The following is a 22,679-nucleotide window of genomic DNA, read 5'->3' on the forward strand; positions in this document are numbered from 1 at the left end:
AGCCGATGCGTCAATCGCTCTCGTCGTAACGGACGCGGTGGCACAGCGCGGGAATCTCGCCGGAGACGAGCCGGGGCAGCACGTCCGGCAGGTCCTCGAAGGAGGACTCGCCGGTGATCAGGGCGTCGAGCGCGGGGTCGGCGAGCAGGTCGAGGGCGACGGCGAGACGGTCGGCGTAGGTGCGGTTCGGGCGGGCCGGTGAGACGGTGCCGACCTGGCTGCTGCGGATGACGAGCCTGCGGGAGTGGAAGGCCTCACCGAGCGGGAGGCTCACCTGCCGGTCGCCGTACCAGCTGAGCTCGAGCACGGTCCCCTCGGCGGCGAGGAGTTCCAGGGACCTGGTGAGGCCCGCCTGCGTGGCGCTGGCGTGCACGACAAGGTCGAGGTCGCCGTCGGCGTCCCCGGGGGTGGCGAAGCCGACGCCGAGCGCCTCGGCGGTCTTCGCGCGCGACGGGTCGGCGTCGACCAGCTGGACGCGGACCCCGGGGAACCGGGCGAGGAGGGCGGCCACCGAGCAGCCGACCATGCCGCCGCCGACCACGGCGATCCGATCTCCGACCAGGGGCGCGGCATCCCACAGGGCGTTGACGGCGGTCTCCACGGTCCCGGCCAGCACGGCCCGCTCGGCGGGCACGGTGTCCGGGACCGGGGTGACCGCGGCGGCCGGGACGACGTAGCGCGTCTGGTGCGGGTAGAGGCAGAACACCGTGCGGCCGGTGAGCTCTTCGGGCCCCTCCTCCACCACGCCGACGTTGAGGTAGCCGTACTTCACCGGGCCGGGGAAGTCGCCCTCCTGGAACGGCGCGCGCATGGCCGTGTGCTGGCTGACGGGCACGCCGCCGCGGAAGACGAGCGTCTCGGTGCCGCGGCTCACGCCGGAGAACAGCGTGCGGACCAGCACCTCGCCCTCTGCGGGCGCCGGCAGGGCGACGTCCCGGATCGCGCCTCGCCCGGGCGAGTCTGTCCAGAACGCGCGTCCGGTGTGCTTCATCGAAGTCCTCCTGAACGATCGGGAAGCTGAGTGCGTACCGAGGGGTGCACAGGCCGCGCACAACGTAGCGGCGTTGATCGACTCTGTCACACGGCCGGAGGGTGTTCGGTGGCCCTGAACAACACTTACGACGCGAGGCTCGTACAGCAGGAGACCGCCCTGGGGGCGGGCGTGCAGGTCCTGCTGCTGGCCCTGATCGGCACGGCGATCGGGATGGGGCCGGCGGGCTGGCTGAGCGGCCTCGCGTTCGCGATCGCCACCTGGGCGGTGCTCTCCCGGGCCCTGCACCGCTCCCGGCTGCGCTCCTTCGGCGCGGCGAACCGGGTCACCCTCGGCCGGGCCACTCTCGTCGGCGGGGTCACGGCCCTGGTCGCCGACTCGTTCCAGAGCTCACCGCCGGTCTCACTGTTCGTCGGTCTGACGGCGGTGGCGCTGATCCTCGACGGCGTCGACGGCAAGGTCGCCCGCCGCACCGGAACCTCGACCCCGCTGGGCGCGCGCTTCGACATGGAGGTCGACGCCTTCCTGATCCTGGTGCTCAGCGTGTACGTGTCGATGCAGCTGGGACCGTGGGTCCTGCTGATCGGCGGCATGCGCTACGTCTTCGTCGCCGCGGCCAAGGTGTGGCCCTGGCTGACCGCAGCGCTCCCGCCGAGCACCGCCCGCAAGACCGTCGCCGCGCTCCAGGGCGTGCTCCTGCTGCTGGCGGGCGCCGATCTCCTCCCCTACGCGGCCAACTTCGGCGTCGCGGCCCTGGCACTGGGCCTGCTGGTCTGGTCGTTCGGACGGGATGTGCTGTGGCTGTACCGGACCTCGCGGGCCGAGGAGCCGGCGGCCGCCCGTCAGGTGCGGGAACTGGTTGCGAGCTGACGCCCGGCCGCCCTCGCCGGTCAGGTGCCGAAGCGCCCTCGGGCCGCCTCGATGTGCCCGAGGTACCGGTTGGTCCAGCCGCAGATCGCGTCGACCGTGGCGCGCAGGGCGCGGCCCGGCTCGGTGAGCGTGTACTCGACCTTGGGCGGCACGGTGGGGTGCACCTTCCGGTCGACCAGGCCGTTGCGCTCCAGCATCCGCAGATTCTGCGTGAGCATCTTGTGGCTGACGCCCTCGACCTCGTCGCGCAACTCACTGAAGCGCAGGGTGCGTTCCCCGAGCGCCTCGATGATCAGCAGCGCCCACTTGTTGGCCACGTCGGAGAAGATCTCTCGCGCCAGGGAATCCGCCCTCCGCAGGTCCGCGTTCTCGGGCAGGTCTCTCAACTGCTTGGTCACCATCTGGTTCCCCAGTCACCGAAAAGTGCGTTCTTCCAGGTCGGCGGTCACTCTCCTACGGTTTCCGAGTAACCGCAAGAGAGCACGGACCCGTTGCCCGCGGTCCGTGCCCGACGGAAGGAACGCGCGCCATGACCACGCTCGACGTCTACGACCACGGCATACCGGCCGAGGGCCACTTCGGCTACGCCCAGGCGATCAGGTCCGGTGACCTGGTCCATGTCTCCGGGCAGCTCTCGTTCGACGAGGCGGGCGCCTTCCACCCCGAGGACGACTTCGCCGCCCAGCTCGACCGGACCCACGTCAACCTCGACAAGGTTCTGGCCCACTACGGTGCCACCCGCAACCAGATCGTCTCCCAGACGCTGTACGCGGTGGACCTGGTGCGGAACGCCGAGGTGGCCGCGAAGGGCAACCGGGCGTATTTCGGCACCCACCGCCCGGTCAGCACGGCCCTCGGCGTCACCGAACTGACCTTCCCCGGGCAGCTCGTCGAGATCAGCTGCGTGATCGACACGAAGCTGCCCGCCTGAAGCGGCCGGTCAGCGACGCGTTCCGGCATCCACGAGGGTCCGCTCGTAGGGGTCGAGCAGCACGCCCCGGACCTTGGTGGAGACACCGGCGATGACCTGCTGGTGGGCCAGCGGCACGACCGCGTCCGTGCCGAGGATCGCGGCCTCGGCGGCCATCGCGGCGTCCTGCCGCTCATCGGTGCCGTCGGTCTCGACCGCCCGCTCGACGGCCCGGTCGACCCGCTGGTCGCACAACCGGGCGAGGTTGTAGGCGCCGTCGCAGGTGTAGTCGCTGCCGAGGACGCCGACGGGGTCGCCGGTGTCCAGAAGGCTGTTGCGGGCGCCGATGAACGCGTCGAACCTTCCGGCGAGCGCGTCGCCCTCCAGCCGTGAGTACTCGCGCACCTCCAGCTTCACCGTGAAGCCGGCCTTCTGGAGCTGCTGTTGCACGACCTGGGCGGCCTCGGGCAGTTCGGGCCGGTTGTCGTAGGTGGCGAGGGTGATCGACGCCCCGCCGGGGCGAGCGGGCTGCGCGCGCCCGGCCGGTTTCACCCGCTTGCTCTCGGCCCAGGTGACGGCGGGTCCGAAGAGGCCGGCGCCCGGGTCGGCGTATCCCTCGAAGACGCCCTCGACGAGGGCGGAGGAGTCGATCGCCGTGCGGGCCGCGGCGCGCAGCCGCGGGTCCGTGAAGGGCCCGGTATCAGTGTTGAGTTGCAGGCTGGTGGTCCGGGTGGTGCCGGCTTCCTCGAGGGTGCCCTTGTCGAGTGTGGCGGCCTGGGCGACGGGGATCGCCTCGGCGATGTCGACGTCGCCGGTTCGCTCGGCGTTGGCGCGGGCGGTGCCGTCCTTGACGAAGCGCGCGTCGATACCGGAGGCGTGGGCGAGGCCGCCCCAGTGGTGGTCGTAGCGGTCGAGGGTGGCGGAGCCGCCGCCGCTGACCCCGGTGATCTCGAAGGGCCCGGTGGCGGTGCCGACCGGCGTCGGGGCGCCCTTCTTCCCGTACGCCTTCGGGGAGAGGATCGCCAGGCTCGGGCTGGACAGGCGCATGGGCAGGACGGGGTCGGGCTCGGCGGTCGTGATGCGGATGCCGTCGTCGCCGTCGCCCTTCGCGTCGAGGGTGACGCCGGCGAGGGCGGCGGGTGTGGGCCCGGCCTGCGTGGCGTGGGTGAGTGCGGAGGCCACGGCGGCGGGGGTGACGTCCGCGCCGTCCTGGAAGGTGGCCTCGCGCAGGGTGAAGCGCCAGGTGTGGTCGCCGACCCGGCGCCAGGACCGGGCGAGGGCGGGGGCCGCGGCACCATTGGCGTCCAGGGCGGTCAGCCCCTCGGTGACGCCGAGCCGGCTGAGCAGCGTGGCGTCGGCTCCGTACGGCGAGAGGTTCTCGGCGGGCGGGAAGGCGAGGGCGACACGCAACCTCGACCCCGACGCCACGCCGCCCGGCGACGACGCACCCTCGGGGGACACGAAGCAGCCGGTCAGTCCCGGGAGAAGGACGAGGGGAACGAGGAACCGGACAGGACTCTTGATGCTCTTGACACGCACTTGCACATCCTATGCATCAAGGTGCACACCCGATCGGCTCACGCGATTTGACAGGGGTGACGAGCACTCCCTAAACCTACCCACATGACATCCATTTTCAACAAGGTGGGGCCGTCGTGAGGGTCGCGTTCGTCGGCAAGGGCGGCAGCGGCAAGACCACGCTGTCCGCGCTCTTCTCCCGCCACCTGGCGCGCTCCGGAGCCCCGGTCCTCGCCGTCGACGGCGACATCAACCAGCACCTGGCCGAGGCGCTGGGCGGCGAGGAGAAGTCCGCCCCTCCCCTGGGCGCACACGTGCCCGAGATCAAGGACTATCTACGGGGCGACAATCCCCGCATCCCCTCCGCCGAGGCGATGATCAAGACGACCCCGCCGGGCCGCGGATCCCGCCTCCTGCGTCCGCTCGGCGACGACGAACTGCACGCGCGGCACGTCGGCCGGGCAGGGGGCGTCCCCCTCATGGTGACGGGCGAGTTCGACGAGTCCGACCTGGGCGTGGCCTGCTACCACTCCAAGCTGGGCGCGGTCGAGCTGTACCTCGGGCATCTGCTGGACGGCGCCGGCGAGTACGTCGTGGTCGACATGACGGCCGGCGCGGACGCCTTCGCGTCGGGCCTGTTCACCCGCTTCGACATCACCTTCCTGGTGGCGGAACCCACCCGCAAGGGCGTCTCGGTGTACCGCCAGTACCGCGACCACGCGGAACGGTTCGGCATCCGCATCGCCGTCGTCGGCAACAAGGTGACCGGCGAGGACGACCTGCTCTTCCTCAAGGAGCAGGTGGGTGACGACCTCCTGACGCACCTGGTCCACTCCCCCTGGATCCGCGCGGCGGAACAGGGCCGGGCCGGGTCCGGCCCGGACGCACTGGCGTCGCTGGAGCCGCACAACCGCCACGCCCTCACGGTCCTGCGCGAGGCGGTCGACGCCGAGGTCCGGGACTGGAATCGACTCCACCGCCACGCGGTCGAGTTCCACCTGCGCAACGTCCACGCCTGGGCGGACGCGCGTACGGGCGAGGACCTGGCGGCACAGGTGGACCCCGCCTATGTGCCGGGGCCGACCGCCCTGGCCTGAGGCGCACCACACCGACCACACCTCTTCCGGCTACTCGATCCCCGTGGCATCGAGTAGCCGGGCCACGTCCTTGCGCCCGTAACCGAGCAGTCGGGCGCGGTCGGCTGCCATCAGTACCAAGTGCGCGACGATCGTGGCGGCGTACCCGTTCTTGCTGTCCGCGTCGAACCATTCCTGAGGTTTCTCGACACCCAGGCTGTTCATCACCAGGCCGTGCTCTCTGCGGACCTCCGCGACGGTACCGGCGACCGCGTCCAGGAGCGTCTTCCCGGGCCGTTCGCATTCCAGGGCTAAGCACCCCCGGTCGACCGGCACGCACCCCTCCGGCGGACGGGCCCGCAGCCCCGCGTACCTCTCGTCCTCGAACCCGGATGCCCGGAACTCGTCGTGCACCAAGGAGAACCGATGGAACCCGGGCGGAACCGGCGGCGGAGGAGGCGTGTACTCCCACCCCGCGTCCTCGTACAACTGCCGTTTCACCTCTTCTTCGTCGGCATGTGTCACGGTGAAGCCGTTGGCCTCGTTGCGCCCGGTCGTCGTGCCGTCGGCGTTGCGGTGGAAGTGCAGGCCCATGGTGTGTGCTCCCGTTTCCGTGCTGAGGATGGACAACAAATCCCGTCACCAGCTCGAACGGCTCGCACGCCGGGCAGGTGCCCGCTCCCCGAACCACCATCCGATCGCGTGAAAAGTGCCGCCGCGGGAACTCCCCCTCTCCACCGGGCGGGCGATTGTTACGCTCGCCCGATGAGGATTCCGGGACCCGCAGAGATCCGGGCGCTGCACGAGAAGTACGCGCCGACCACCGAGGCGTTCACCCTCGTCCACCGGCACTGCGAGATCGTCTGGGGAATCGCCGAGCAGCTCCTTTCCTCACCCCACCTCGCTCACCTCGACGCCGAACTGGTCCGCGCCGGCTGTCTCCTCCACGACATCGGCGTCTACCGCCTCTACGACGCCGATGGACGCCTGGACCACCGGAACTACATCCGGCACGGTCTGCTGGGCCACGAGATCCTCGAAGCGGAGGGCTTCCCCGAACCTCTCCGCCGCTTCTGCTCCCACCACACCGGGGTGGGAGTCACACGGCACGACATCGTCAGCCAGGCACTGCCCCTCCCTCCCGCCGACTACGTGGCGGTGACGGAGGAGGAGAGGCTGGTGATGTACGCGGACAAGTTCCACACCAAGTCCCGGCCCGAGGCATACCTCTGCCCCGACGAGTACGCCGCCTACGTCCGCCGCTTCGGCGAGGACAAGGTGACGGCTTTCGAGGCATTGCGAAGTGAGTTCGGCGAACCGGATCTCAGCGGGTCCGGGCCAGGCTTCGGGACGGAGGAAGACGCAACGGCTGCCGTGGTTCGGGGGTAGAGGCCGCATGGCCGGAAGGCCATGCGGCTCCGGTTCCGGTGCTCTCATGGCGGGCTCGGTGAAGGCACCGAACACGACGAACGCCCCCTACGCCATCGATAGCTGACCTACTGTGACGGCATGACCACGAAGCCTCTTCCCAACCTCACTGCGACCGGAACCTGTTGGTGCGGCTGTGCCAAGAAGGTCGGAGCCGGATCGTTCTTCGCTCCCGGCCACGACAAAGTGGCGGAAGCCGCATTGCTCGCGGCCGAGTACGGTTCCTCCGTCGCCCAGTTGCTGCACGGCCACGGCTACGGGCCCGGACACTCGGTGAGCGCGCGTGCCGTGTCCGAAGGGGTGTGGCGGAAGTGTCCGTCATGCGACTACGTCGGCGCACCGGCGAGCATCGCCAACCACACGGGGAAGGCGCACGCCGTCGCGGTCCGCGAGCAGGCACAGGGAGCGGAGCGTTGACTGAACCGGTCGGCAGCCAGCGCGCCGACCTTGAGAAGGCCGTGCGGAGTTGCGGCGGCCTCTGGGACACCGAACGCGGGCGTCGCGCACTGCGCGACGCGGGGCACGACCCGCAAGACAAGTACACCCGGCAGATCCTCCGGGGCCTCGTCGGCGAGGGCCTGCTGGTGAAGGTGGAGAACCGGCCCGTCGCATACCGCCTTACGCAGCCCGGTTAGGAGAAGGCGGGTCCCCGTTCATCGGACTCTGATGAAAAGCGGCTCCGACCAGGGGCATGCCTGCCGCGGGTGCCGGTCCTGAGCTCGGCACCCGCCGGGTGCCTACGTGAATACCCAGTGGCGTTCCACCCGCGCCACCTTGACGAACCGCTCCTTCTCCGCGACCCACGGGTACGGAAGGCGCAGGCGGCGCAGGTCGCTCAATCTCAAGCCTCTCACCGCGCACCTCCAACCACACTGGGAGTACGACACGCCTTTGCGCACGGAGTATGAACGCCGGGCTGCCCTGGTTGAGCTCGACGCCCTAGTGTCAGTCTGGTTGGGTATTAGCGCTGACCAGCTCGCGGCCATATATAAATCGCGCTACCCGGTCCTATCCGAGTACGAGTCGCAGATGTACTTCGACGCAATGGGGCGCAGGATCTCTGCGAGTCACAATGCTTTCGGCTACAACCAAACCAAGCAGGATTACGTGGACCTGCTTGCCTATCTGGAAAACCCTGAGACGACCCCACCCCCAACTGGCTACACAGCTCCCTTTTACAAGGTCGACCGCGAAAGTGAGATGCGCGCTGCCCACGCGCACTTCCAGGCCCGCTTGGACAAGGAGATCGCTGCTGGCCGCTGGAATCCAACTGTAAGCCGTGAATTCTGAGGTCGCCTCTCATGGCGAGGTGGGCGCTTCCTTGAGAGAAGTGTCCAGCTCGCTAGCCGCCGCGTGCCCCGCTCGTCCTTTCATGGGACGGCCGACTCACGGTGGCACCAATATCACATCGCCTTAAGCAACGCCGACCACGCTGCCGGGCCGACCCTCAACACAAGCCCACCTTCCATCACCTGCTTCGAGTCACGCACATGGACGGTGACAGCGTCGACGGCGACTTCCACGCATTCCCCGCCTTCCTCACTGCTGTAGCTACTCCTGACCCAACTCAGGGGGGCATCCGCTCTAGGCATTGCCTTATCGGTGCTCACAGCTCTCCCAACAACTTCTCAACGTACGCGGATGATTCGCGAGGCGTCAGCGCCTGTGCACGCAGCGACCCGTACTTGGCTTCGAGAGCCCGCACGGGCTCACGGTCGCAGTGGACTCGGCTGACGTTTTACACCTCCACGTACGCGATCCTGCGCCCTCCCTTCGTCTCGATCAAGGTGAACGGACCGGCCATCCCAGCGTTCTCCTCGCGGTCTAGCGGCATGACCTGTACTTCGACGTGTCGCATGCGACTCACGAGCAGCACCTGCTCCAACTGGCCGCGCAGTCCGCTCGGTCCCCAAGAGGGCGGCGCAGTACAGACTCGTCCATGACGAAGCTCACCAGCGGAGCTGGCTTGCGGTTAAAGATCTCCTGCCGTGCCAGCCTCGCGGCAATCCGCTCGTCGACGACCACGTCATCCAGCGGAGACCGCAGCACGCCGAACACCGCCCGCGCATACTCCTCCGTCTGCAACAACCCCGGCACAGCCTGGTTGGCATAAACATGCAGCTCAACCGCCTCCGCCTCCAGCTTCGCCGCATCCCGGAAGAACGCCGGGTACCGCGCCCGCGCCACCTCCTCCTTCATCACCGTGAGCAGCCCGCCGGCCTCCAGCACAGCATCCGCCCGGTCGATGAACTCCGGTCTCGGGATGCGCCGCCCCAGCTCCACCGACGTGACCATGTCTTCGCCATACCCGAGCTTCGCACCCAACTCCGCCCGCGTCAGCCCCCTGCTCGTCCGCAGCAACCGCAGCTGCTGCCCGAAGCACCGCAGGATCCCCGTCTCGCCCTCACCGTGAGCCGTAGTCACCGGTGACCTCACCTCGCCCACCCGCACAGTGGCACCCACCCCTCAACCCGCCGCAGGCACCGCACCGGACCGTCACTCACCACCCACTGTAAGGACACGCACCGTTACTTCGCGCCACTTGGCCCCGCTTCCCCCGTACCGGGGACGCACGCCCGCCCTCCCCGTACAACAACCGCCCGTACATACACATCCGCGCGGCTCACCGCCACTCCAGGAACACCGTGCCGTTGGTCAGGGAATCGTCGGAGATACGGGCCGCCTCCCCTCTCCTGAAGTCACCCCACCCCACCCCACGGCCCGTACCGCTCGTTGGGCAGGTAGACGAAGACGACAAACGGATGATCCGGCCGGGTGATGATCAGTGGGGTGTTGGATCTACGCGAATGAGGGTCAACGGCGTTGAGAAACGGGAAGCTCGGCTCTCAGCGGCGCCGGAATGGTTAACATCGCCTGAGCCTCAGGGGGGAGGGCATTGTGGCAGACGCATCCGATGATCATTCCACTGCCAAGTTATGGGCGCTCGTAGGCGGAATCGCATCCGTGCTGTCGATCCTGACCTGGCTGGGCGTGAGCAACGCGGGAGAGCTGAAGGACCTGGTGTCCGACTCGCCCCCCTCCAGTTCCAGCCCGGCCCCTTACACTCCTTCTCCGACCGACCCCATCCCCGATGACTCCGACGCCGGTGAGGGGAGCGCTGACGAGCCCGACCCCGAGCCGTCGACACCCACTCCGGATCCCACCGAAGAGGCGTTCGAAGCCATCTCGGCCGGCGACTGCATGGCGGTCCACGACACGGGACGCGGGGGCACCACCAGCGTCGACTGGAGCGCCGGTGCTCCGCCGGCTCCCGTGTCCTGCGCCGGCGAGCAGGCGCAGGTCCAGGTGACCGCCCTCAACACGGCCTGCCCCACCGGCTATGGGAAGTCGTACTGGAGCTACCGGTCCGCCACCACCGGCGACACCACGAAGCTCTGCCTCACCCGCGTCTACCACGCCAACTACTGCATTCTCGGCCGGCAGTCCGGCGACTCGATCTCCCTCGCCCTGATGACGGCCGTGGCCTGCCGACGCGAGCCGGTACCCGTCCCGTACAACGAGATCATGCACATCACAGGCGTCTACCGCGCCCCGGCGGGCGCCAACGCGAACAACTGCCGCCGGGCGGCAGGCGACCAGACGCGCTACTGGGCTGCCCTGGTGGACGACGGCGCCACGCTGCTGTGCACCACGATCTACCAGGGCAGCTGACCGACAGCTAATCCCCCCCAGCCGCCCAAGTACGCTCGCGAAAGGACCGGTTCAGACCCGTCTCCGTCGTCGTGACGGACGTCGAGCCCGGGCTCACCGAGACGGACGGCGTTGTCACCCGAAAGCCGTCACCGTGTGCGATTTCATCCTCCTTCACCCCTGTGCCGCATACCGTGAACCCGCCGCCCGAACACCTCTCGGCACAACAGGAAGCGGCGGCGACACGCAGGTCACGGAAGACGGAGGACGAACGGGATGACACAGGCCTCCGCACGGAGCGAGCTGGACGAACGGGTGCCGGGGCGCCGGTGGACCGTGCGTCTGGACCCCGTCGGCCGAGGCAGCTCGGAGGTGCGCGTCTCGTGCAGCCGACCCGCCTGTGCCGAGCGGCGTCTGCCCTCCGCGGCGGCAGGCCGTACGGCCGCGCTCGCCCACCTGGAGGCGCATCTGCGCGCCACCCCCGCCCCCAGAGCCGATACCTACTGCGCCTGCCGGGCCGACGGCTGCATTGCCCACCTCCCCGACACCGGCAGGCATGCGCGTACCGAACAACCCTGGCGGTGCGGCGGACCGGTCGTCCTGGCCGTGATCACCGACCGGGCAGGACGCTGGTGGCAGGCCCTGGAGTGTTGTTCCAGGTGTGCCGCCGCCACTCCCGGGGCCCGGACCGCGGCCACCTCCCATCCGTCCGCACCCCGGACCGCGGGCCGCCCGACCCCCGCTGCGGCGGGCACCGGCGCGGGCACGCCGCAGTTCTCCGACCAGCAGGCCCCCACCCGGACGGGATGTCCGGCGCCCCTCCCCGTACCCGCACCCCGCCCCGCACCCGCGCGGCGCTGCCGCCCGCCGGAGGCGAGGATCGGCCGGCGTGTCATTCCGCGCGACCTGCGGCCCCTGTCCCTGCGGGATGAACTCACCGACCTCGGTGACCTCTTCCGCGCCTACCAGAAGCGCCCCGAGCCCGACCTGGCGATGCTGGCCGATCTCCAGGAACGCAAGGCCCGCGCCTTCCTCACCTGGTCCGACGTCAGTTGCGACGTCACCCTGCGGCTGGAGGCCCAGCGCGCCGAGCAGGCCGCCGCCATCATCCGACGCCAGCACCAGCACCGCACCGGTAGCGTCCCGGACGGCGACGAACCGGGCGTGGCGCGCCTGCTGACCGTGCCGGCGCAGTGGGAGTACGCGCGCTCCGTCCTCGCGCACGTGGCCGGCCACACGCCGCTGCCCGGAGCGGAAGCACGGCTGCTGGTGCTGATGCTGACCCTGCGCACCGCGCACACCGGCACCGGCAACCTCGTCGGCCAGGACGTCAACGCTCTGGGCCTGACCGACCCGGATGACCTGGTCGAGCAATTGACCGGCTGCGGTTGGCTGTCCCTCCCCGGCACCGTCGGCGACCTGCTCGCCTCCCGGCCGGAGAACCCCACCCCGGTCACCGTCCCCTCCCTGGTGCCCGACGAGGACGGGACGGGCCCGTTCACGTTCGGCAGGAAGACACGGCCCAAGCTCTCCGGTTGGGCCCAGAGAGTGGTCTCGGACAAGAAGCTCCGCAAGGCCAAGGCACCCGCCGGCGCCCGGCTGCTCGCCGTGACGCTGGCCACGTGGACGGACGACGTGGGACGCCTCGGACCCGGCGGCCGGGGCGTCACCCTGAACGCCCTCGCCACCCGGGTCCCGGTCGGCGCCGGCGAACTGCGGGACCTGATCGACCGGCTGATTGCGGCGGACTGGCTCACCGACCCCGCCCTCACCGACACCCACCTCACCGGCCGACTGACCGAACGCGTTCTCCCCCTCACCTGTCCCCTGCTGGACTGAGCTCCCGCCCGCCCTCGTCCGCGACCGCGCCCGTGGGCGGGGCGCCGTCGCCCCGCCCACGGGTTCACCACCACTCCACGTCGGTGGTTCGGGCGTTCTCCCCGTCGGCGGGCCCGAAGGATGCCACGCTGACGGTGGTGCGTCGCTCGGAGCAGCGAGCGAGGAGACTGCTTCGGCGGCCCCCGCTTCCCGACGAGCCGGCCGCTCGCCCTGCCCGTCCTCAGTCGACCTCCCGCACGCGTGCAGCGGTCCAGCCCGACGCGGAGCCCCGTTCAGAACCCCCGTCAAGCATCGGCCGTCCTTCCCCACCCACCACAGGGACGACGGCCGTACCTGTCCGCAGAGTCGACACCCTCCATCCCCGCCCCTCACCGGCGCCCGCGCCGCGTACAGCCCCTCCCGTACAAGCGTCGCTGCTGGTGACACGCCTGTCGCCACCGCCACTCTGACGGCATGCACAGTCCTTCTCCTCGACGGCACCGGCTGTTCCCCTCCGGTCCCGCCGCCTCCCCTGTCGAGTTCGCCATGGCCTTCACCCCGACCCCGCGAGGAGCCCGCCTGGCCCGGCTCTTCGTCGCGCGCTGCCTGGACTCCTGGGGCCACCCCTACGACAGCCACGTCAACGAGACGCTGAGCCTGATCAGCGCCGAGCTGTGCGCCAACGCCGTACGGCACGGGCGGGTGCCCGCCCGGGACTTCCACGTCCGGCTGGCCGCCGAGGGGGACGGCGGGCGGCTGCGCGTGGAGGTCTCCGACACCCGCGCGGAACGCCGGCCCGTCGCCACCAGCCCAACGGAACCCGAAACCGAGTCCGAATCCGGCCGCGGCCTCCTCCTCGTCGCCGCCCTCGCCGACGATTGGGGCGTCACCGACCGCCGCTCGGGTCCGGGCAAGACGGTGTGGGCGGTTGTGGGCACCGCGTCGAGTGGTCGCGGAGGCACCCTGCGGCAGGCACCCCACCGAGCTGCCGGTCTGCCGCCGAGCCCGTGAGCACGGGCCCCATGCGGGCGACAACGACTCACCGGACCGACGACCCACCGGGACGACTCGGACCGCTCGCACTCGGACTTCCGCTTCGTGCGGCAGAAGAGGTTCGTTCGGTTGCCGGAAAGCGGCATGTGACCCGTAGGGTCGCGGACATGACGGACGATCAGCAGCAGGAGCAGGCCGTAGCGGGCGCCTGGGCGAGGATCGAGAAGTGGCTGGAGCAGCACGCTCCGCGCTCCTACCGGATGCTTCCCGTGCCCGCCCCGGAGGCCGACATCCGTGAGGTCGAGCAGGAACTCGACCTCACCATCCCATCAGGCCTCAAGGCGTTCTATCGCCTCCACAACGGCACGGGTCACCCCGGTGACTTCGGCTGGACACCCGAACCCGAAACCGGACTCCCCCCACAAGGACAGGAGACCGCCTGGCTGTTGCCGAGGAAGCATGGGATTCCTCCCGTGCAGCATCTGCCGTACTGGGATGAAGGCCCTCACACGATCGGTATGCCGGACGACCCCATGGTGCGATACCTGGCGTTCGCCGCGACCGACCGCAGCGGTCTGTACGGGCTGTTCACGGACTGCACGCCAGGGCCGGGGTACGGACGGATCGGCACCTTCGAAGAGGCCGGCATTCCCAAGTTGGGCGTCTGGCCGTCGTTTGCCGACTACCTCATCGAAGTCGCCGACGCCCTGTACGAGAACCGGGGTGTGGAGTACGCGGACGGACACCAGGACACGAAGGTGCCCGGTCTCGTCGATCAGGCGCTGGTGTGGGACGGGCCGGCACATCCGCGGGATCCGGACTGGACGCGCTTCGCATAGCACCGCGGCCGGAGCACCACAGGGTGCTCCGGCCAGGCTTGGTCAGTCAGAGGTCAGGTCAGCCGACCTTCTTCCACGCGCAGACCGTGTCGGCTTTCTTGCAGTGCTCGAACCCGGGATCGCTGATGAAGATCCCTTCTAGGGGCCCGCGTGCACCTGGCACGTGCGACCGCCTCCCGGTGGGCCTCCACGGACGCGTTCAGTTCCTCTTCTCCTCCCGAGCGTTCATGGCAGGCCACCTGCACCAGGCCGAGGTAGTTGAGTGTCACGGGACGGTAGCCCCGACGCCAAGTCCGAGTCCGTCCGCGGCCTCCTCCTCGTCACCGCCCTGGCCGACGCCTGGGGCGTCACCGACCGCCGCTCCGGCCCCGGCAAGACGGTGTGGGCGTCCGTGAACGTGACCTGCCCTTCAACGACATGAAGCCGTCCGCCCCGTCGACGATCCGGCTCCACCGGCGGGTGTGCTCGCGGTGGCCGACGCCGGTCGACGGGTGTTCCTCGTCGTTCAGGAAGGGCAGGTGTAGATCACCGATGGCCAAGGGTACGAGGTCCGCGTTGAGCACTTCGGCGCTCGGGGCGAGGGTTTCGGCGGCCATCCGCCGGCGGCGGGCCGAGCGCGCACGCGTGCCTGCCCTCACGCTGACGGCGCCCACCTGCACACTCGGGCCCCCTTATCCCAACGTGGCGCCGATCATGCGACGAGACGCTAGGGTTGCGCCTCAAGGGGAGGACGTCGAGCGGCCATTGTGCCGCTCGTCGAAGCAACGCGCGGAGACGGCAGCCGGGGCCCACGCCCCGCAGCTCGGCCGACCGCGGAACAGTCTGGGGGAACGCGCCGTGACAGACGCGCCGACACATGCTGCCGACACCGGCACGGACGAAGCCCACGACGCCGCCGACCGGAAGGTCGTCGAGCAGGAGCAGGCCGAGATCAAGGACTTCGTCAAGGGCCTGAGCGCGGACGACATCAGGTCGGGCAACTGGTTCAGCAAGCTCGCCGCCCATGCCATGAATTCGTACACCGAGAAGGTCGACTGGCAGTACTTCCAGGACCGGTACGCGGGTGTGCCCGCGGACGCCATCGTGGATCAGCGGATCAAGATGGCGTCCCGGTACGCCGCGCTGGAAGGCGGGCTCTCCGCCGGGGCCTACACGGCGACCGTCGCCGCCACCATCGGAAGCCTCGGGGGTGCCTCACCGGCGACCGTCCCCGCGGCCGTGGCGACCGTGATGGTCGACATCGCGTTCATCACTCAGCTCCAGCTTCGCCTGGCCTACGACATCTCCGTCCTCTACCGGGTCCCGCTCGACGTGCACGACCCCGAGGACCTGTGGAAGCTCATCCGCGTGGCCCTCACCATCAAGAGCGGGGAAGCGGCCAACAAGACCGTGGTCAAAGCGGTCCCCGCCCTGATGCGACCGCTGGTCAAGCGCTTCTACTCGAAATCGGTGCTCGCCGCCGGGAAGGCGCTCCCCGTCGTCGGGAAGCACCTCCTGCAGCGCAACGTCATCAAGATCGGTATTCCCCTGATCGGCGTCCCTCTCGCCGTCCTGCTGAACCGCTACACCACGCTCCTCGCCGGCCGGCACGCGCGGGCCGTCTTCCGGAACGAGGCGCGGGTGATCGAACTCGCCGAGGGGATGAGCGGGAACAGCCGGCACCCGCAGTTGATGCTGTGGGTCGCATGGCTCGTCATCAGGGCGAACTCCAAGATCGCGGACGACGAGGCGCTGCTGATGCGGCATCTGGTGCGGCTGGTCCGGGAGCGGCACGAGGTGGTCGACGAACGGCTCGCGCACGTCGTCGACATCGACCCGGCCGAGGTGTGGAAGCGCGTGGACGCCGAGCCGGGCAATCTCAGCGACGTCCTCGACGCGGCGGAGCGCGTGGCCACCGTGGACGGTGACCTCGACTCCCATGAGAAGGCGGTCCTCGCGAAGTTGCGGGAGCGGTGCCACCGGGGGTGATCCTGTCGTGCGGCCACACTCTCGCAGCGTCGTCCAGCACGGACGCGTCCTGGGACGGGACTTCCACGTCCGGCTGGCCGCCGAGGCGGACGGCCGGCGGCTGCGCGTGGAGGTCTCCGACACCCGCGCGGAACCCCGGCAACCGATCCCCCGCCGGCGCTCGACACACGCGGCGGGATCGACGAGGTGGCCTCCGGGGCAGCCCGCACGTCGATGGGCTCCCGCCCCGCGAGCATCATCGCCTGCAACACCACACGGCCGACCGGCTGCTCCCTGTGCGGCCAGGACGCCTCGATGGTCAAACGGGAACGCGTCGACCGGGCCAGCCGGCGGTGGATGACCTGCTCGTTCGCGAAGACGACCTGCTGGGTGGCCCATTGGGTGGTTTCGTATTCCGGTAGGTCGAAGTGAACGTACGAACGGGGTGACTCTCAGGCACGGTGACCGCCTTGTGCGGGAAGAGGCGACCGGGCGGGGCTGCGATCGTGGTCCGAAAATCCCGCGTCCCCGGGGTCCGGGTGCGTCAGTACCCCTCCTCGCCGCGCTGCCGCGCCCGCAAGGACGTGGATCAAGCGAGCAAGTGACAGCGCCCCGACCGGATCATCGGCGTACCGTCGCACTTGTACGGGACCGACCTCGTCCAGGAACACCTTCTCGCGTGCCAGGACGAACCCCATCGTGAGCAGGGCCGCCCGGCCGTTGCCGTCGTCGAACGGGTGGAAGAAGCACACGTCCAGATAGGCGCGTGCAGCCCGGGCGGCAAGGGGGACGTCCGTGACGGTCGGGGTGGCTTGGGACAGGCACGCCTCGAACTGCTCAGCTGTTTCCTCGCACACTCCGTACCGTTCACGTCCCCCCTTCGCGAAGGCCGGAAGGCTGCGGAATGCTACGTCCGGGCGCCCGAGGATCAGCTTCTGCCACTCAAGGAGCAGGCCGAAGCCGAGCGGGCGGTCCGCCGCGGCGTCCGTCCGAGCCAACCGCCAGGCTGATCGCATGCGGATCCCACGCGTCGTGTCACCGTGTCCGTCGCGCGCGGCAGCGACCGCCTCCAGGGCGTCGTGAGTGCCCCGGATGGGCCCTACCAGTTCATCGGAGGCCTCGTGCCACGGGATCTGCGAGCGTACCCGCAACCAGTTCTGGAGGTCGTCACGCGCCATGCTCCCTGATGGCCTTGGCGGCACTGCCGACCACTTCCGCATCGGGGGCCACCCAGCTCTCGAATTGCGAGTCCACGACCTCGTCGGCCAGTTCTTCGGCCTCCAGGGGGCTCAACCCCGTCGATTCGAGATACCAGATGAGCGTCTGCGCACAGGCACCACGCCAGGTCTCGCCAGCCCCTGTGCGTTCCACGACGAGTGTCACGAGTGGAGCGACAGCGCGTTCACGCATCCGCCGTCTCTCCTCACCGCCCGCGTCGGGTCCGGGGGCGAACTGCGCGAAGACCGCAGAGATCTCCTCGATCCAAGCGCGCCATTGGAGCAGGGCGCTGGTATACCGCTGCGCCTGCTGTTCCAGATCGCCGCTGCCCAGTCCACTCGTCGGCAGGTCCTGAATGAGCGCCCCCGAGCCAGGGTACTCGTCAACGGCGTAGCAGCAGCCGAACGCCCATGAGCCGTAGTGCTCGGCAAGGCCCCGGGCGACCGCGTTGTCCGACCACAGCCCTCGTGGCCGACCCGACTCCGGGTCAGGCGAGGACACCACGTAACGCACTACATCGGGCGCTTGGCCGGGGTCGAACGGGTGCGTGGTCGGATCGACGTCCCGCCACGTCATCGACGTCGGGTACCAATCGGAACTGATGACTACTCCTGCGATCTGAGTGTGGTGCCGCCAGGGTCGTGCCGGCTGCTCCGGCATCGACCGCGAGCAAGGACAGCGGCGGCTTCGGCATCCAGAGGTCGAGATCCGCGTCGAAGGTCCCCGACCGCCTGCTCGACAAAGACACCGGCCACCTCAAGGACGCCAAGGAGGAGCTCAAGCGAGGACTCGGCCTGCCGGTCTTCCGGGAGAGCGGAGGCCCCGAGGTCGTCCGCGAGGCGCTGGAGCACCGGCATATCCCTTCATCGCGCGGCAGCAACCGCTCGTAAACGGACTTCGTCGGAGACGTGACAGGCTGGACCTGACCGACCGCCGGATCAGCCGGACAGTGTGGCCGCCACCGCCTGGAACCAGGCGCCGTAGGAGAACGGCTCGGGTGGGCCGACCTCCATGCCCAGTTCGGCGGCTGCCAAGGCGTATTCCCCCTCGTCCAAGGGGAGGGCGAGCAGCTCGTGGAGTTCGCCCACAAGGCGTGCGACCAGGTGAGGGTCGGTGGTGGCGGCGTAGTCGGCGACGGCGGCATCATGGTCGGGGAACTCGTCGACGATGTCCTGCGAGAACCAGCCGCCGAGCAGTTGCGCGGTCTCCGGGAAGCGCGCGTGCCACTCCCAGTGCGTCTGCGGGGACGACGGTTCGGGGACGTCGCCTTCCTCGATGCTCTTCTTCAGATGATCAGCCAGCATCATCAGCCAGTCGCCGATCTCGGACGCTGCCGTCCCGGTGTCCGGGATCGAGTAGAACTCGCCCAGCGTCTGCCGGAAGCGGCCTGGCGGGTTGCGGCTGTATTCGCGCAGCTGGCGTTCCGCCTCCGCGATGGCCCAGGGGCGGGTGTGCCAGGTATGGCGGAGGTACGCGGTTAGCGCGCGGCTGCGCCGTTCCGGGCTGTCGTCGGCCGGTTGCCCCAGGTATGCGCGCATCACCTGGTCCAGCTCGCCGTACCGGCGGTCGTGTTCGAGGGGCTTCATGGACATGTGCGGGCAGCCCCTACAGGTAGAACGGGACGGTCGTGTGGACGACGAAGCCGTGCGGGCTCGACGGCTCGCGGCGCAGAACGACGCGCGCCGCACGAACGTCGACGGGCCCCCGCCCCGCCAGCAGGTCGCCCTCCAGCTGGACCCGGCCCACGGGCTCCTCTCGGGAGGGCCAGGCTGCCTCGATGGTGAGGCGGGCACGGGCGCCCTGGGCGAGCCAGCGGTGGATGACCTGCTCGTTGGAGGTCACCACCTGCTGGGTGGCCCAGTGGGCGGTCTCCCGGTCGGGGTAGGAGGCGGAACGAGTCAGCACGGAGGCATCCTCTCAAAGCATCTGGTCAGGAGCTGCGCTTGTACGGATCGGCAGCCGGATCAGTAGTCGGAGAAGTTCCAGAACATGCCCACCTCGGTGTCGGAGACGACGATCAGGCCGCAGTCCTCCGAGTAGTCGTTGGTCACCGCCAGCGGGCTGTACCCCCAGTGCGACGTCGTGAAGTCGAGTGTGCCGGGCACAGGGCCGGGCCTGCTGACGTTGGTGTGGTAGGTGGCCTCGTCCCCGTACCGCGCGAGGATCGTGCGTGCCATCGCTCGCAGTTCCTCCTCGCTCTCCGTGAAGCGCTTCAGGTTGGACAGGGTGCAGCAGTCGTCCGTGAGGGCCAGCAGCAGGTTCTCGGCGCTGGCCCGGTCGATCTCATGGAGACGCAGCGCGATGTACTCCGGAGGGTGGACGGCGAACGGATACGTGGGGTACGTCTCGCGCTCCGGGGTCTGCGCCGTGTCGTCGAGACCGGTCCAGCCCCGGGGATCCGGTACGGCCCGGGCCATCAGCGCGAGGACGTCGAGGACCCAGTCCTGGTGGCGCCGCGGACCCGTGGCGTCGTACGGCAACGCGTCCTCGAACAGGTGGCGTACCGCGGCTTCCCAGACAATCTGGTCGACGGACATGTGGTGCTGGCCTTTCTATGCGGGGCGCTAGGCCTTGGAGGGCATCGACGTCATGACGGTGAACGGCGGGTTACGGCTGCTGTCGTACCGGATTCTTGTGTCGATGCCGGTGACGTCGTACGCCTTGGCGTTGAGGCCGCCCTGCTTGTACCCGGACAGCGGGTCGTTCTGGTCGACCGGCTGCTTGAACACGCTGCGGCCGCTGATCTCGCCGTTCGGCGTGGTCGAGTGGAAGTCTTTGACCTTGCCGTCTTCCGCCGGCGGCGGGCCCTTGATCCACGCCTCGATGGCGGCCTTGTTCTTGTTGAGGTTGTACTCGTCAGCTCCTGCGCCCGCTGGTAGTCCGGGAAGGACGACGCGGCGCCGGGGTACGGCTTGCCGTACGGCCAAGCCTGCGTCGGACCGTTCACCTGCTGGTCCCGAAGCCGCTGGGCCAGCTGCTCGTCCGTCTTGCCGACGTGCTTGTCCAGGGTGTGGCCGTTCTCCATGTACTCGTTGGCGGCGAGGTTGAGGTCGTACTTGCCGGTCGAGTCGACCTTCAGCCAAACCTGCGAGTCCTTGAAGTCCTCCAGGGCCCGCATGCCGAAGCCTTCCGCCCGCGCCTCCTGGGCCTCGAATTTCGGAGCGCTACGGTGTGCCTCGTCCAACGGGGCCATGAGCGCATCGAGTTTCGGAACGAGCGCGTCGACTCGTCGGTTGTACTCGGTGACGATCGAGTTCAGCTTGGCGGTGTCCATGTTCAGGACGATGCCCTGGCCCAACTGGCTCGCGCCTTTGGCGACACCTTTGGCCACCCCTTTCACCAGCCCCTTGACGTCGTCCATGCCGACGCCGTCCTTGAGGTTGACCTCGACCTTGGGAATCGCGTCGCGTACGGCCTCGATGTAGACGTCCCATACCTCGCGATTGAGGTAGACGGCCGCCTCGGCGAATTCGTAGAGGAGATCGCTGACTTTCTGAGCCGTGTCGAACAGCACGGTCATCACGGGGTGGGTGGCGGTCTGCGAGGAAGAGCTGTCGTGTTTCCACTGGTAGTTCTCGCGGCTCTTGCCCCACGCCGTCGTGCCCCACAGCGAACTGCAGAACTGGCGCATCGCGTCGTGCCACTCGCTGTTGGTCTGCTGAGTGATGCTGCTGACGTTCCCGGTCAAACCGCTCTCCGCCGTGGAGAGCGAGGTGGTCGACGCCATCCACGCCTTCGACAGCGAGGCCAGGTAGTGCTGCTGCGGAAACGGATAGACCTCGGCGACCTTGCCCATCCGGAAGGCGTGCTCGACCACTGGCCTCAGTACGTCCCGGACCGGCTCGGGCACCCACTCGAGGAGCCTGCGGATGAAGTCGTCGCCGCCGTCGTCGTCGCCCCACTTCAGATTCGGCACGGAGCCGTAGGCGGGCGGCTTCTCGATGACCTTCGGCAACGGCTGGACGACCGGCTTCGCCTTCCCCGTCGGGTCGTTGACCGCCTCCGCCTTGGCATAGGCATTGGCCGTCGAGGTGAAGCCGACCGCCGCACCGCCGATGCTGACGACACTCTTGGCCCACACCTCGAGGAAACGGTTGCCCACCTTGACGTACGACGTCGCGAGGGCCTGGGGCGAGGTGCCGTAACCGCCGGCGTCCGGGTACTTGTGCAGATCGTCGAGGAGGCTCTTGGCGCCTTTGTCCATCACCGTCTGCTGGCTCGCCACACCGCCGGAGACGCGGTGGAGGTCGGACGGCTTGACGTCGATGGTGCCGTTCTGGCTCGGCGGCGTCCCCATCAGCCGGCCCCCCAGCCACGGAGCACGGCCTGGTGCGCGGCCGCGTAATTGATGTGGCTGGTGGTCGCGCACTCGTGCAGCCACTTCTGGGCCGCCTGGAGGTCCTGGGCCGAGCGGTCCCACTCGTCGAGTTTGTCGACGAAGACCTCACGGGCCTCCCCCTCCCAGGACAGCACGACCGGCACGACTCGGTCGTGGAGGTCGTCCAGGCCGCTGTTGAGCTTCTTGAGAGTGTCCTCCAGCTCGGCGGCGAGTTCGCGGAGGGTGGCGAAGGAGACGGTTATGTGGCCGTCGTCCGCGCTTCCGGTCGGCATGGTTCCCCGTTTCATAGGTGTCGTCGCGTCGCGGCAAGGGATCGGGAGACCGTCAGAAGGAGTCGAGGCTGCTGCGCGGGTGGGCAGGCCCGATCGACTCCGGGTTGGGTGTCGACAGCTTGTCGACCTCGCTGTCGATGTCCACCGCAATGCTCCGCAGTCCGGCCACCACGTCCAGTTCTTGTTGCGTGAAGCCGTCCCGGCTCAGACGTACGGCCTGCTCGAGGTGACGGATCACTTCGCGGATGCGCACGGCGTCCTCGGCCGCCGCCCGGTGGAACCCGCGGTACGCCGTCGCCGCGGGTCCCCGCCAGCCCGCTTCGATACGGTCGACGATCGCGTCCATCCGTCTGACCTGCTTGTCCAGATGAACCTGCATGTCGTCGAGGTCATCGGCCAGTTTGGTGAGGTCCTGGCTCGACACCCTCAGATCGACGCCGCCCTCTTGGCCCGCGCCCGCTCCACGAACGCCCATGCTTCGTACCCCCGCCCCCGTGACGTCGGCATGGCAAACCGCGTGTGCACGATGATCCTAACCTCGCGCTCTTCCGAAGCCGGTGCCCGGCGGCGGGCCCAAGGAGGGCAGCCGAGGCGCAGGCACGGACTTTCGGTCACGGGCGTCACCGACCCGCCCGCGCCCCGTCCGTGCCGCGCGGCCGAGTCCGGGAATTCGACGAGGCGGGTACCGATGTCCGAGGTGGGCGTTATTTTTGATGCTGATCGTCACGGTGCCCTCGCCGGCTGTCACACCGGGGTGCAACCGACGGTCCCGCCAGCCGCCCTGCCCGAAAGGTCCTCGTGAAGCCCAC

The 22,679-nt window shown here is 69.2% G+C and carries 27 protein-coding genes and 2 pseudogenes; 14 read left to right on the forward strand and 15 right to left on the reverse strand.

Features of this window, described 5'->3' with window-relative positions:
- Positions 1 to 10 precede the first annotated feature (10 nt).
- On the reverse strand, positions 11 to 991 hold the full coding sequence (locus ABTX60_RS10615; protein WP_352096707.1) for a zinc-dependent alcohol dehydrogenase: 981 nt from the start codon (positions 989 to 991) through the stop codon (positions 11 to 13).
- A 108-nt stretch (positions 992 to 1,099) separates the two neighbouring features.
- On the opposite strand from ABTX60_RS10615, the gene ABTX60_RS10620 reads away from it, so the two are divergent.
- Entirely contained in the window at positions 1,100 to 1,861 is a 762-nt protein-coding gene (locus ABTX60_RS10620; protein ID WP_352096708.1) for a CDP-alcohol phosphatidyltransferase family protein, read from the forward strand.
- A gap of 20 nt (positions 1,862 to 1,881) precedes the next feature.
- Here ABTX60_RS10620 and ABTX60_RS10625 read toward each other — a convergent pair whose 3' ends face one another.
- Complete coding sequence (locus ABTX60_RS10625) at positions 1,882 to 2,262, reverse strand: winged helix-turn-helix transcriptional regulator (RefSeq protein ID WP_352096709.1); 381 nt, start codon at positions 2,260 to 2,262, stop codon at positions 1,882 to 1,884.
- A gap of 128 nt (positions 2,263 to 2,390) precedes the next feature.
- Here ABTX60_RS10625 and ABTX60_RS10630 point away from each other — a divergent pair, with 128 nt between their 5' ends.
- Complete coding sequence (locus tag ABTX60_RS10630; protein ID WP_352096710.1) at positions 2,391 to 2,792, forward strand: Rid family hydrolase; 402 nt, start codon at positions 2,391 to 2,393, stop codon at positions 2,790 to 2,792.
- A 9-nt stretch (positions 2,793 to 2,801) separates the two neighbouring features.
- Here ABTX60_RS10630 and ABTX60_RS10635 read toward each other — a convergent pair whose 3' ends face one another.
- Entirely contained in the window at positions 2,802 to 4,316 is a 1,515-nt protein-coding gene (locus tag ABTX60_RS10635; protein WP_352096711.1) for an ABC transporter substrate-binding protein, read from the reverse strand.
- A gap of 110 nt (positions 4,317 to 4,426) precedes the next feature.
- On the opposite strand from ABTX60_RS10635, the gene ABTX60_RS10640 reads away from it, so the two are divergent.
- On the forward strand, positions 4,427 to 5,386 hold the full coding sequence (locus ABTX60_RS10640; RefSeq protein WP_352096712.1) for an ATP-binding protein: 960 nt from the start codon (positions 4,427 to 4,429) through the stop codon (positions 5,384 to 5,386).
- Between the two features lie 30 nt (positions 5,387 to 5,416).
- On the opposite strand, the gene ABTX60_RS10645 is transcribed toward ABTX60_RS10640, so the two are convergent.
- The gene (locus ABTX60_RS10645; protein ID WP_352096713.1) at positions 5,417 to 5,959 is read right to left on the reverse strand and encodes a hypothetical protein; all 543 of its coding nucleotides are present in this window, start codon (positions 5,957 to 5,959) and stop codon (positions 5,417 to 5,419) included.
- A 171-nt stretch (positions 5,960 to 6,130) separates the two neighbouring features.
- Between ABTX60_RS10645 and ABTX60_RS10650 the strand changes: the two genes are divergently transcribed.
- From ABTX60_RS10650 to ABTX60_RS10665, 4 genes are all read left to right on the forward strand, one after another.
- A complete protein-coding gene (locus ABTX60_RS10650; protein WP_352096714.1) occupies positions 6,131 to 6,754 on the forward strand; it encodes an HD domain-containing protein in 624 nt (207 codons plus the stop codon).
- Positions 6,755 to 6,874: 120 nt separating this feature from the next.
- Positions 6,875 to 7,210, forward strand: a complete 336-nt coding sequence (locus ABTX60_RS10655) for a hypothetical protein (RefSeq protein WP_352096715.1) — start codon at positions 6,875 to 6,877, stop codon at positions 7,208 to 7,210.
- Positions 7,207 to 7,428, forward strand: a complete 222-nt coding sequence (locus tag ABTX60_RS10660) for a hypothetical protein (protein WP_352096716.1) — start codon at positions 7,207 to 7,209, stop codon at positions 7,426 to 7,428. The genes ABTX60_RS10655 and ABTX60_RS10660 overlap by 4 nt, the downstream gene beginning before the upstream one ends.
- A 394-nt stretch (positions 7,429 to 7,822) precedes the next feature.
- Positions 7,823 to 8,083: a hypothetical protein gene (locus ABTX60_RS10665; RefSeq protein ID WP_352096717.1), complete on the forward strand. Its 261-nt coding sequence runs from the start codon at positions 7,823 to 7,825 to the stop codon at positions 8,081 to 8,083.
- A 113-nt stretch (positions 8,084 to 8,196) separates the two neighbouring features.
- Here ABTX60_RS10665 and ABTX60_RS10670 read toward each other — a convergent pair whose 3' ends face one another.
- Together ABTX60_RS10670 and ABTX60_RS10675 are read right to left on the reverse strand one after the other, a co-directional pair.
- Complete coding sequence (locus ABTX60_RS10670; protein ID WP_352096789.1) at positions 8,197 to 8,385, reverse strand: DUF397 domain-containing protein; 189 nt, start codon at positions 8,383 to 8,385, stop codon at positions 8,197 to 8,199.
- Between the two features lie 14 nt (positions 8,386 to 8,399).
- Positions 8,400 to 9,217, reverse strand: a pseudogene (locus tag ABTX60_RS10675) (helix-turn-helix domain-containing protein).
- A 474-nt stretch (positions 9,218 to 9,691) separates the two neighbouring features.
- Here ABTX60_RS10675 and ABTX60_RS10680 point away from each other — a divergent pair.
- The 6 genes from ABTX60_RS10680 (at position 9,692) to ABTX60_RS10710 (ending at position 16,062) form a co-directional block, all read left to right on the forward strand.
- The gene (locus ABTX60_RS10680) at positions 9,692 to 10,465 is read left to right on the forward strand and encodes a hypothetical protein (protein ID WP_352096718.1); all 774 of its coding nucleotides are present in this window, start codon (positions 9,692 to 9,694) and stop codon (positions 10,463 to 10,465) included.
- 255 nt (positions 10,466 to 10,720) lie between these two features.
- Positions 10,721 to 12,283, forward strand: coding sequence for a hypothetical protein (locus ABTX60_RS10685; protein ID WP_352096719.1), 1,563 nt, complete (start codon positions 10,721 to 10,723; stop codon positions 12,281 to 12,283).
- Between the two features lie 453 nt (positions 12,284 to 12,736).
- Positions 12,737 to 13,273 (forward strand): ATP-binding protein, encoded by a 537-nt coding sequence (locus ABTX60_RS10690; protein WP_502992304.1) that lies wholly within the window; start codon positions 12,737 to 12,739, stop codon positions 13,271 to 13,273.
- Positions 13,274 to 13,422: 149 nt separating this feature from the next.
- On the forward strand, positions 13,423 to 14,094 hold the full coding sequence (locus ABTX60_RS10695; protein WP_352096720.1) for an SMI1/KNR4 family protein: 672 nt from the start codon (positions 13,423 to 13,425) through the stop codon (positions 14,092 to 14,094).
- A 262-nt stretch (positions 14,095 to 14,356) separates the two neighbouring features.
- Complete coding sequence (locus tag ABTX60_RS10700; RefSeq protein WP_502992305.1) at positions 14,357 to 14,515, forward strand: ATP-binding protein; 159 nt, start codon at positions 14,357 to 14,359, stop codon at positions 14,513 to 14,515.
- A gap of 416 nt (positions 14,516 to 14,931) precedes the next feature.
- Positions 14,932 to 16,062, forward strand: a complete 1,131-nt coding sequence (locus ABTX60_RS10710) for a hypothetical protein (RefSeq protein ID WP_352096721.1) — start codon at positions 14,932 to 14,934, stop codon at positions 16,060 to 16,062.
- A gap of 197 nt (positions 16,063 to 16,259) precedes the next feature.
- Here the strand turns inward: ABTX60_RS10710 and ABTX60_RS10715 are convergent.
- The 3 genes and pseudogenes from ABTX60_RS10715 to ABTX60_RS10725 form a co-directional block, all read right to left on the reverse strand.
- Positions 16,260 to 16,501: pseudogene (locus tag ABTX60_RS10715) on the reverse strand (RNase A-like domain-containing protein); the annotation flags it as partial.
- The gene (locus ABTX60_RS10720) at positions 16,494 to 17,219 is read right to left on the reverse strand and encodes a Fic family protein (RefSeq protein WP_352096722.1); all 726 of its coding nucleotides are present in this window, start codon (positions 17,217 to 17,219) and stop codon (positions 16,494 to 16,496) included. The gene ABTX60_RS10720 and the pseudogene ABTX60_RS10715, both read right to left, overlap by 8 nt.
- The gene (locus tag ABTX60_RS10725; protein ID WP_352096723.1) at positions 17,209 to 17,835 is read right to left on the reverse strand and encodes a hypothetical protein; all 627 of its coding nucleotides are present in this window, start codon (positions 17,833 to 17,835) and stop codon (positions 17,209 to 17,211) included. Before ABTX60_RS10725 ends, ABTX60_RS10720 begins: the two co-directional genes overlap by 11 nt.
- Before the next feature lie 65 nt (positions 17,836 to 17,900).
- Between ABTX60_RS10725 and ABTX60_RS10730 the strand changes: the two genes are divergently transcribed.
- The gene (locus tag ABTX60_RS10730) at positions 17,901 to 18,149 is read left to right on the forward strand and encodes a hypothetical protein (protein ID WP_352096724.1); all 249 of its coding nucleotides are present in this window, start codon (positions 17,901 to 17,903) and stop codon (positions 18,147 to 18,149) included.
- 48 nt (positions 18,150 to 18,197) lie between these two features.
- Here ABTX60_RS10730 and ABTX60_RS10735 read toward each other — a convergent pair whose 3' ends face one another.
- The 6 genes from ABTX60_RS10735 to ABTX60_RS10760 are packed head-to-tail and all read right to left on the reverse strand — an operon-like array spanning position 18,198 to position 22,345.
- Entirely contained in the window at positions 18,198 to 18,851 is a 654-nt protein-coding gene (locus tag ABTX60_RS10735; protein WP_352096725.1) for a contact-dependent growth inhibition system immunity protein, read from the reverse strand.
- Between the two features lie 13 nt (positions 18,852 to 18,864).
- Positions 18,865 to 19,164 carry an RNase A-like domain-containing protein gene (locus tag ABTX60_RS10740; RefSeq protein ID WP_352096726.1) on the reverse strand — a complete coding sequence of 100 codons (300 nt, stop codon included), beginning with the start codon at positions 19,162 to 19,164 and terminating at the stop codon, positions 18,865 to 18,867.
- Positions 19,165 to 19,223: 59 nt separating this feature from the next.
- Complete coding sequence (locus ABTX60_RS10745; RefSeq protein WP_352096727.1) at positions 19,224 to 19,796, reverse strand: hypothetical protein; 573 nt, start codon at positions 19,794 to 19,796, stop codon at positions 19,224 to 19,226.
- Positions 19,797 to 19,846: 50 nt separating this feature from the next.
- Positions 19,847 to 21,556: an RNase A-like domain-containing protein gene (locus tag ABTX60_RS10750; RefSeq protein WP_352096728.1), complete on the reverse strand. Its 1,710-nt coding sequence runs from the start codon at positions 21,554 to 21,556 to the stop codon at positions 19,847 to 19,849.
- Positions 21,556 to 21,870, reverse strand: a complete 315-nt coding sequence (locus tag ABTX60_RS10755) for a WXG100 family type VII secretion target (RefSeq protein WP_352096729.1) — start codon at positions 21,868 to 21,870, stop codon at positions 21,556 to 21,558. The genes ABTX60_RS10750 and ABTX60_RS10755 overlap by 1 nt, the downstream gene beginning before the upstream one ends.
- A gap of 52 nt (positions 21,871 to 21,922) precedes the next feature.
- The gene (locus ABTX60_RS10760; RefSeq protein ID WP_352096730.1) at positions 21,923 to 22,345 is read right to left on the reverse strand and encodes a WXG100 family type VII secretion target; all 423 of its coding nucleotides are present in this window, start codon (positions 22,343 to 22,345) and stop codon (positions 21,923 to 21,925) included.
- Between the last annotated feature and the right edge of the window lie 334 nt (positions 22,346 to 22,679).

This window comes from Streptomyces sp. NPDC126510, from assembly GCF_040302345.1.
GTDB lineage: Bacteria > Actinomycetota > Actinomycetes > Streptomycetales > Streptomycetaceae > Streptomyces.

Excerpts from the sequence above, each read along its gene's own strand:
- ABTX60_RS10645 (WP_352096713.1), bottom strand. The coding sequence starts at position 5,959 with ATGGGCCTGCACTTCCACCGCAACGCCGACGGCACGACGACCGGGCGC.
- ABTX60_RS10625 (WP_352096709.1), bottom strand. The coding sequence starts at position 2,262 with ATGGTGACCAAGCAGTTGAGAGACCTGCCCGAGAACGCGGACCTGCGG.
- ABTX60_RS10665 (WP_352096717.1), top strand. The coding sequence starts at position 7,823 with ATGTACTTCGACGCAATGGGGCGCAGGATCTCTGCGAGTCACAATGCT.
- ABTX60_RS10760 (WP_352096730.1), bottom strand. The coding sequence starts at position 22,345 with ATGGGCGTTCGTGGAGCGGGCGCGGGCCAAGAGGGCGGCGTCGATCTG.
- ABTX60_RS10650 (WP_352096714.1), top strand. The coding sequence starts at position 6,131 with ATGAGGATTCCGGGACCCGCAGAGATCCGGGCGCTGCACGAGAAGTAC.
- ABTX60_RS10755 (WP_352096729.1), bottom strand. The coding sequence starts at position 21,870 with ATGCCGACCGGAAGCGCGGACGACGGCCACATAACCGTCTCCTTCGCC.
- ABTX60_RS10725 (WP_352096723.1), bottom strand. The coding sequence starts at position 17,835 with ATGACGTGGCGGGACGTCGATCCGACCACGCACCCGTTCGACCCCGGC.
- ABTX60_RS10690 (WP_502992304.1), top strand. The coding sequence starts at position 12,737 with ATGCACAGTCCTTCTCCTCGACGGCACCGGCTGTTCCCCTCCGGTCCC.
- ABTX60_RS10615 (WP_352096707.1), bottom strand. The coding sequence starts at position 991 with ATGAAGCACACCGGACGCGCGTTCTGGACAGACTCGCCCGGGCGAGGC.
- ABTX60_RS10735 (WP_352096725.1), bottom strand. The coding sequence starts at position 18,851 with ATGTCCATGAAGCCCCTCGAACACGACCGCCGGTACGGCGAGCTGGAC.
- ABTX60_RS10685 (WP_352096719.1), top strand. The coding sequence starts at position 10,721 with ATGACACAGGCCTCCGCACGGAGCGAGCTGGACGAACGGGTGCCGGGG.
- ABTX60_RS10695 (WP_352096720.1), top strand. The coding sequence starts at position 13,423 with ATGACGGACGATCAGCAGCAGGAGCAGGCCGTAGCGGGCGCCTGGGCG.
- ABTX60_RS10745 (WP_352096727.1), bottom strand. The coding sequence starts at position 19,796 with ATGTCCGTCGACCAGATTGTCTGGGAAGCCGCGGTACGCCACCTGTTC.
- ABTX60_RS10750 (WP_352096728.1), bottom strand. The coding sequence starts at position 21,556 with ATGGGGACGCCGCCGAGCCAGAACGGCACCATCGACGTCAAGCCGTCC.
- ABTX60_RS10720 (WP_352096722.1), bottom strand. The coding sequence starts at position 17,219 with ATGGCGCGTGACGACCTCCAGAACTGGTTGCGGGTACGCTCGCAGATC.
- ABTX60_RS10670 (WP_352096789.1), bottom strand. The coding sequence starts at position 8,385 with ATGCCTAGAGCGGATGCCCCCCTGAGTTGGGTCAGGAGTAGCTACAGC.
- ABTX60_RS10655 (WP_352096715.1), top strand. The coding sequence starts at position 6,875 with ATGACCACGAAGCCTCTTCCCAACCTCACTGCGACCGGAACCTGTTGG.
- ABTX60_RS10630 (WP_352096710.1), top strand. The coding sequence starts at position 2,391 with ATGACCACGCTCGACGTCTACGACCACGGCATACCGGCCGAGGGCCAC.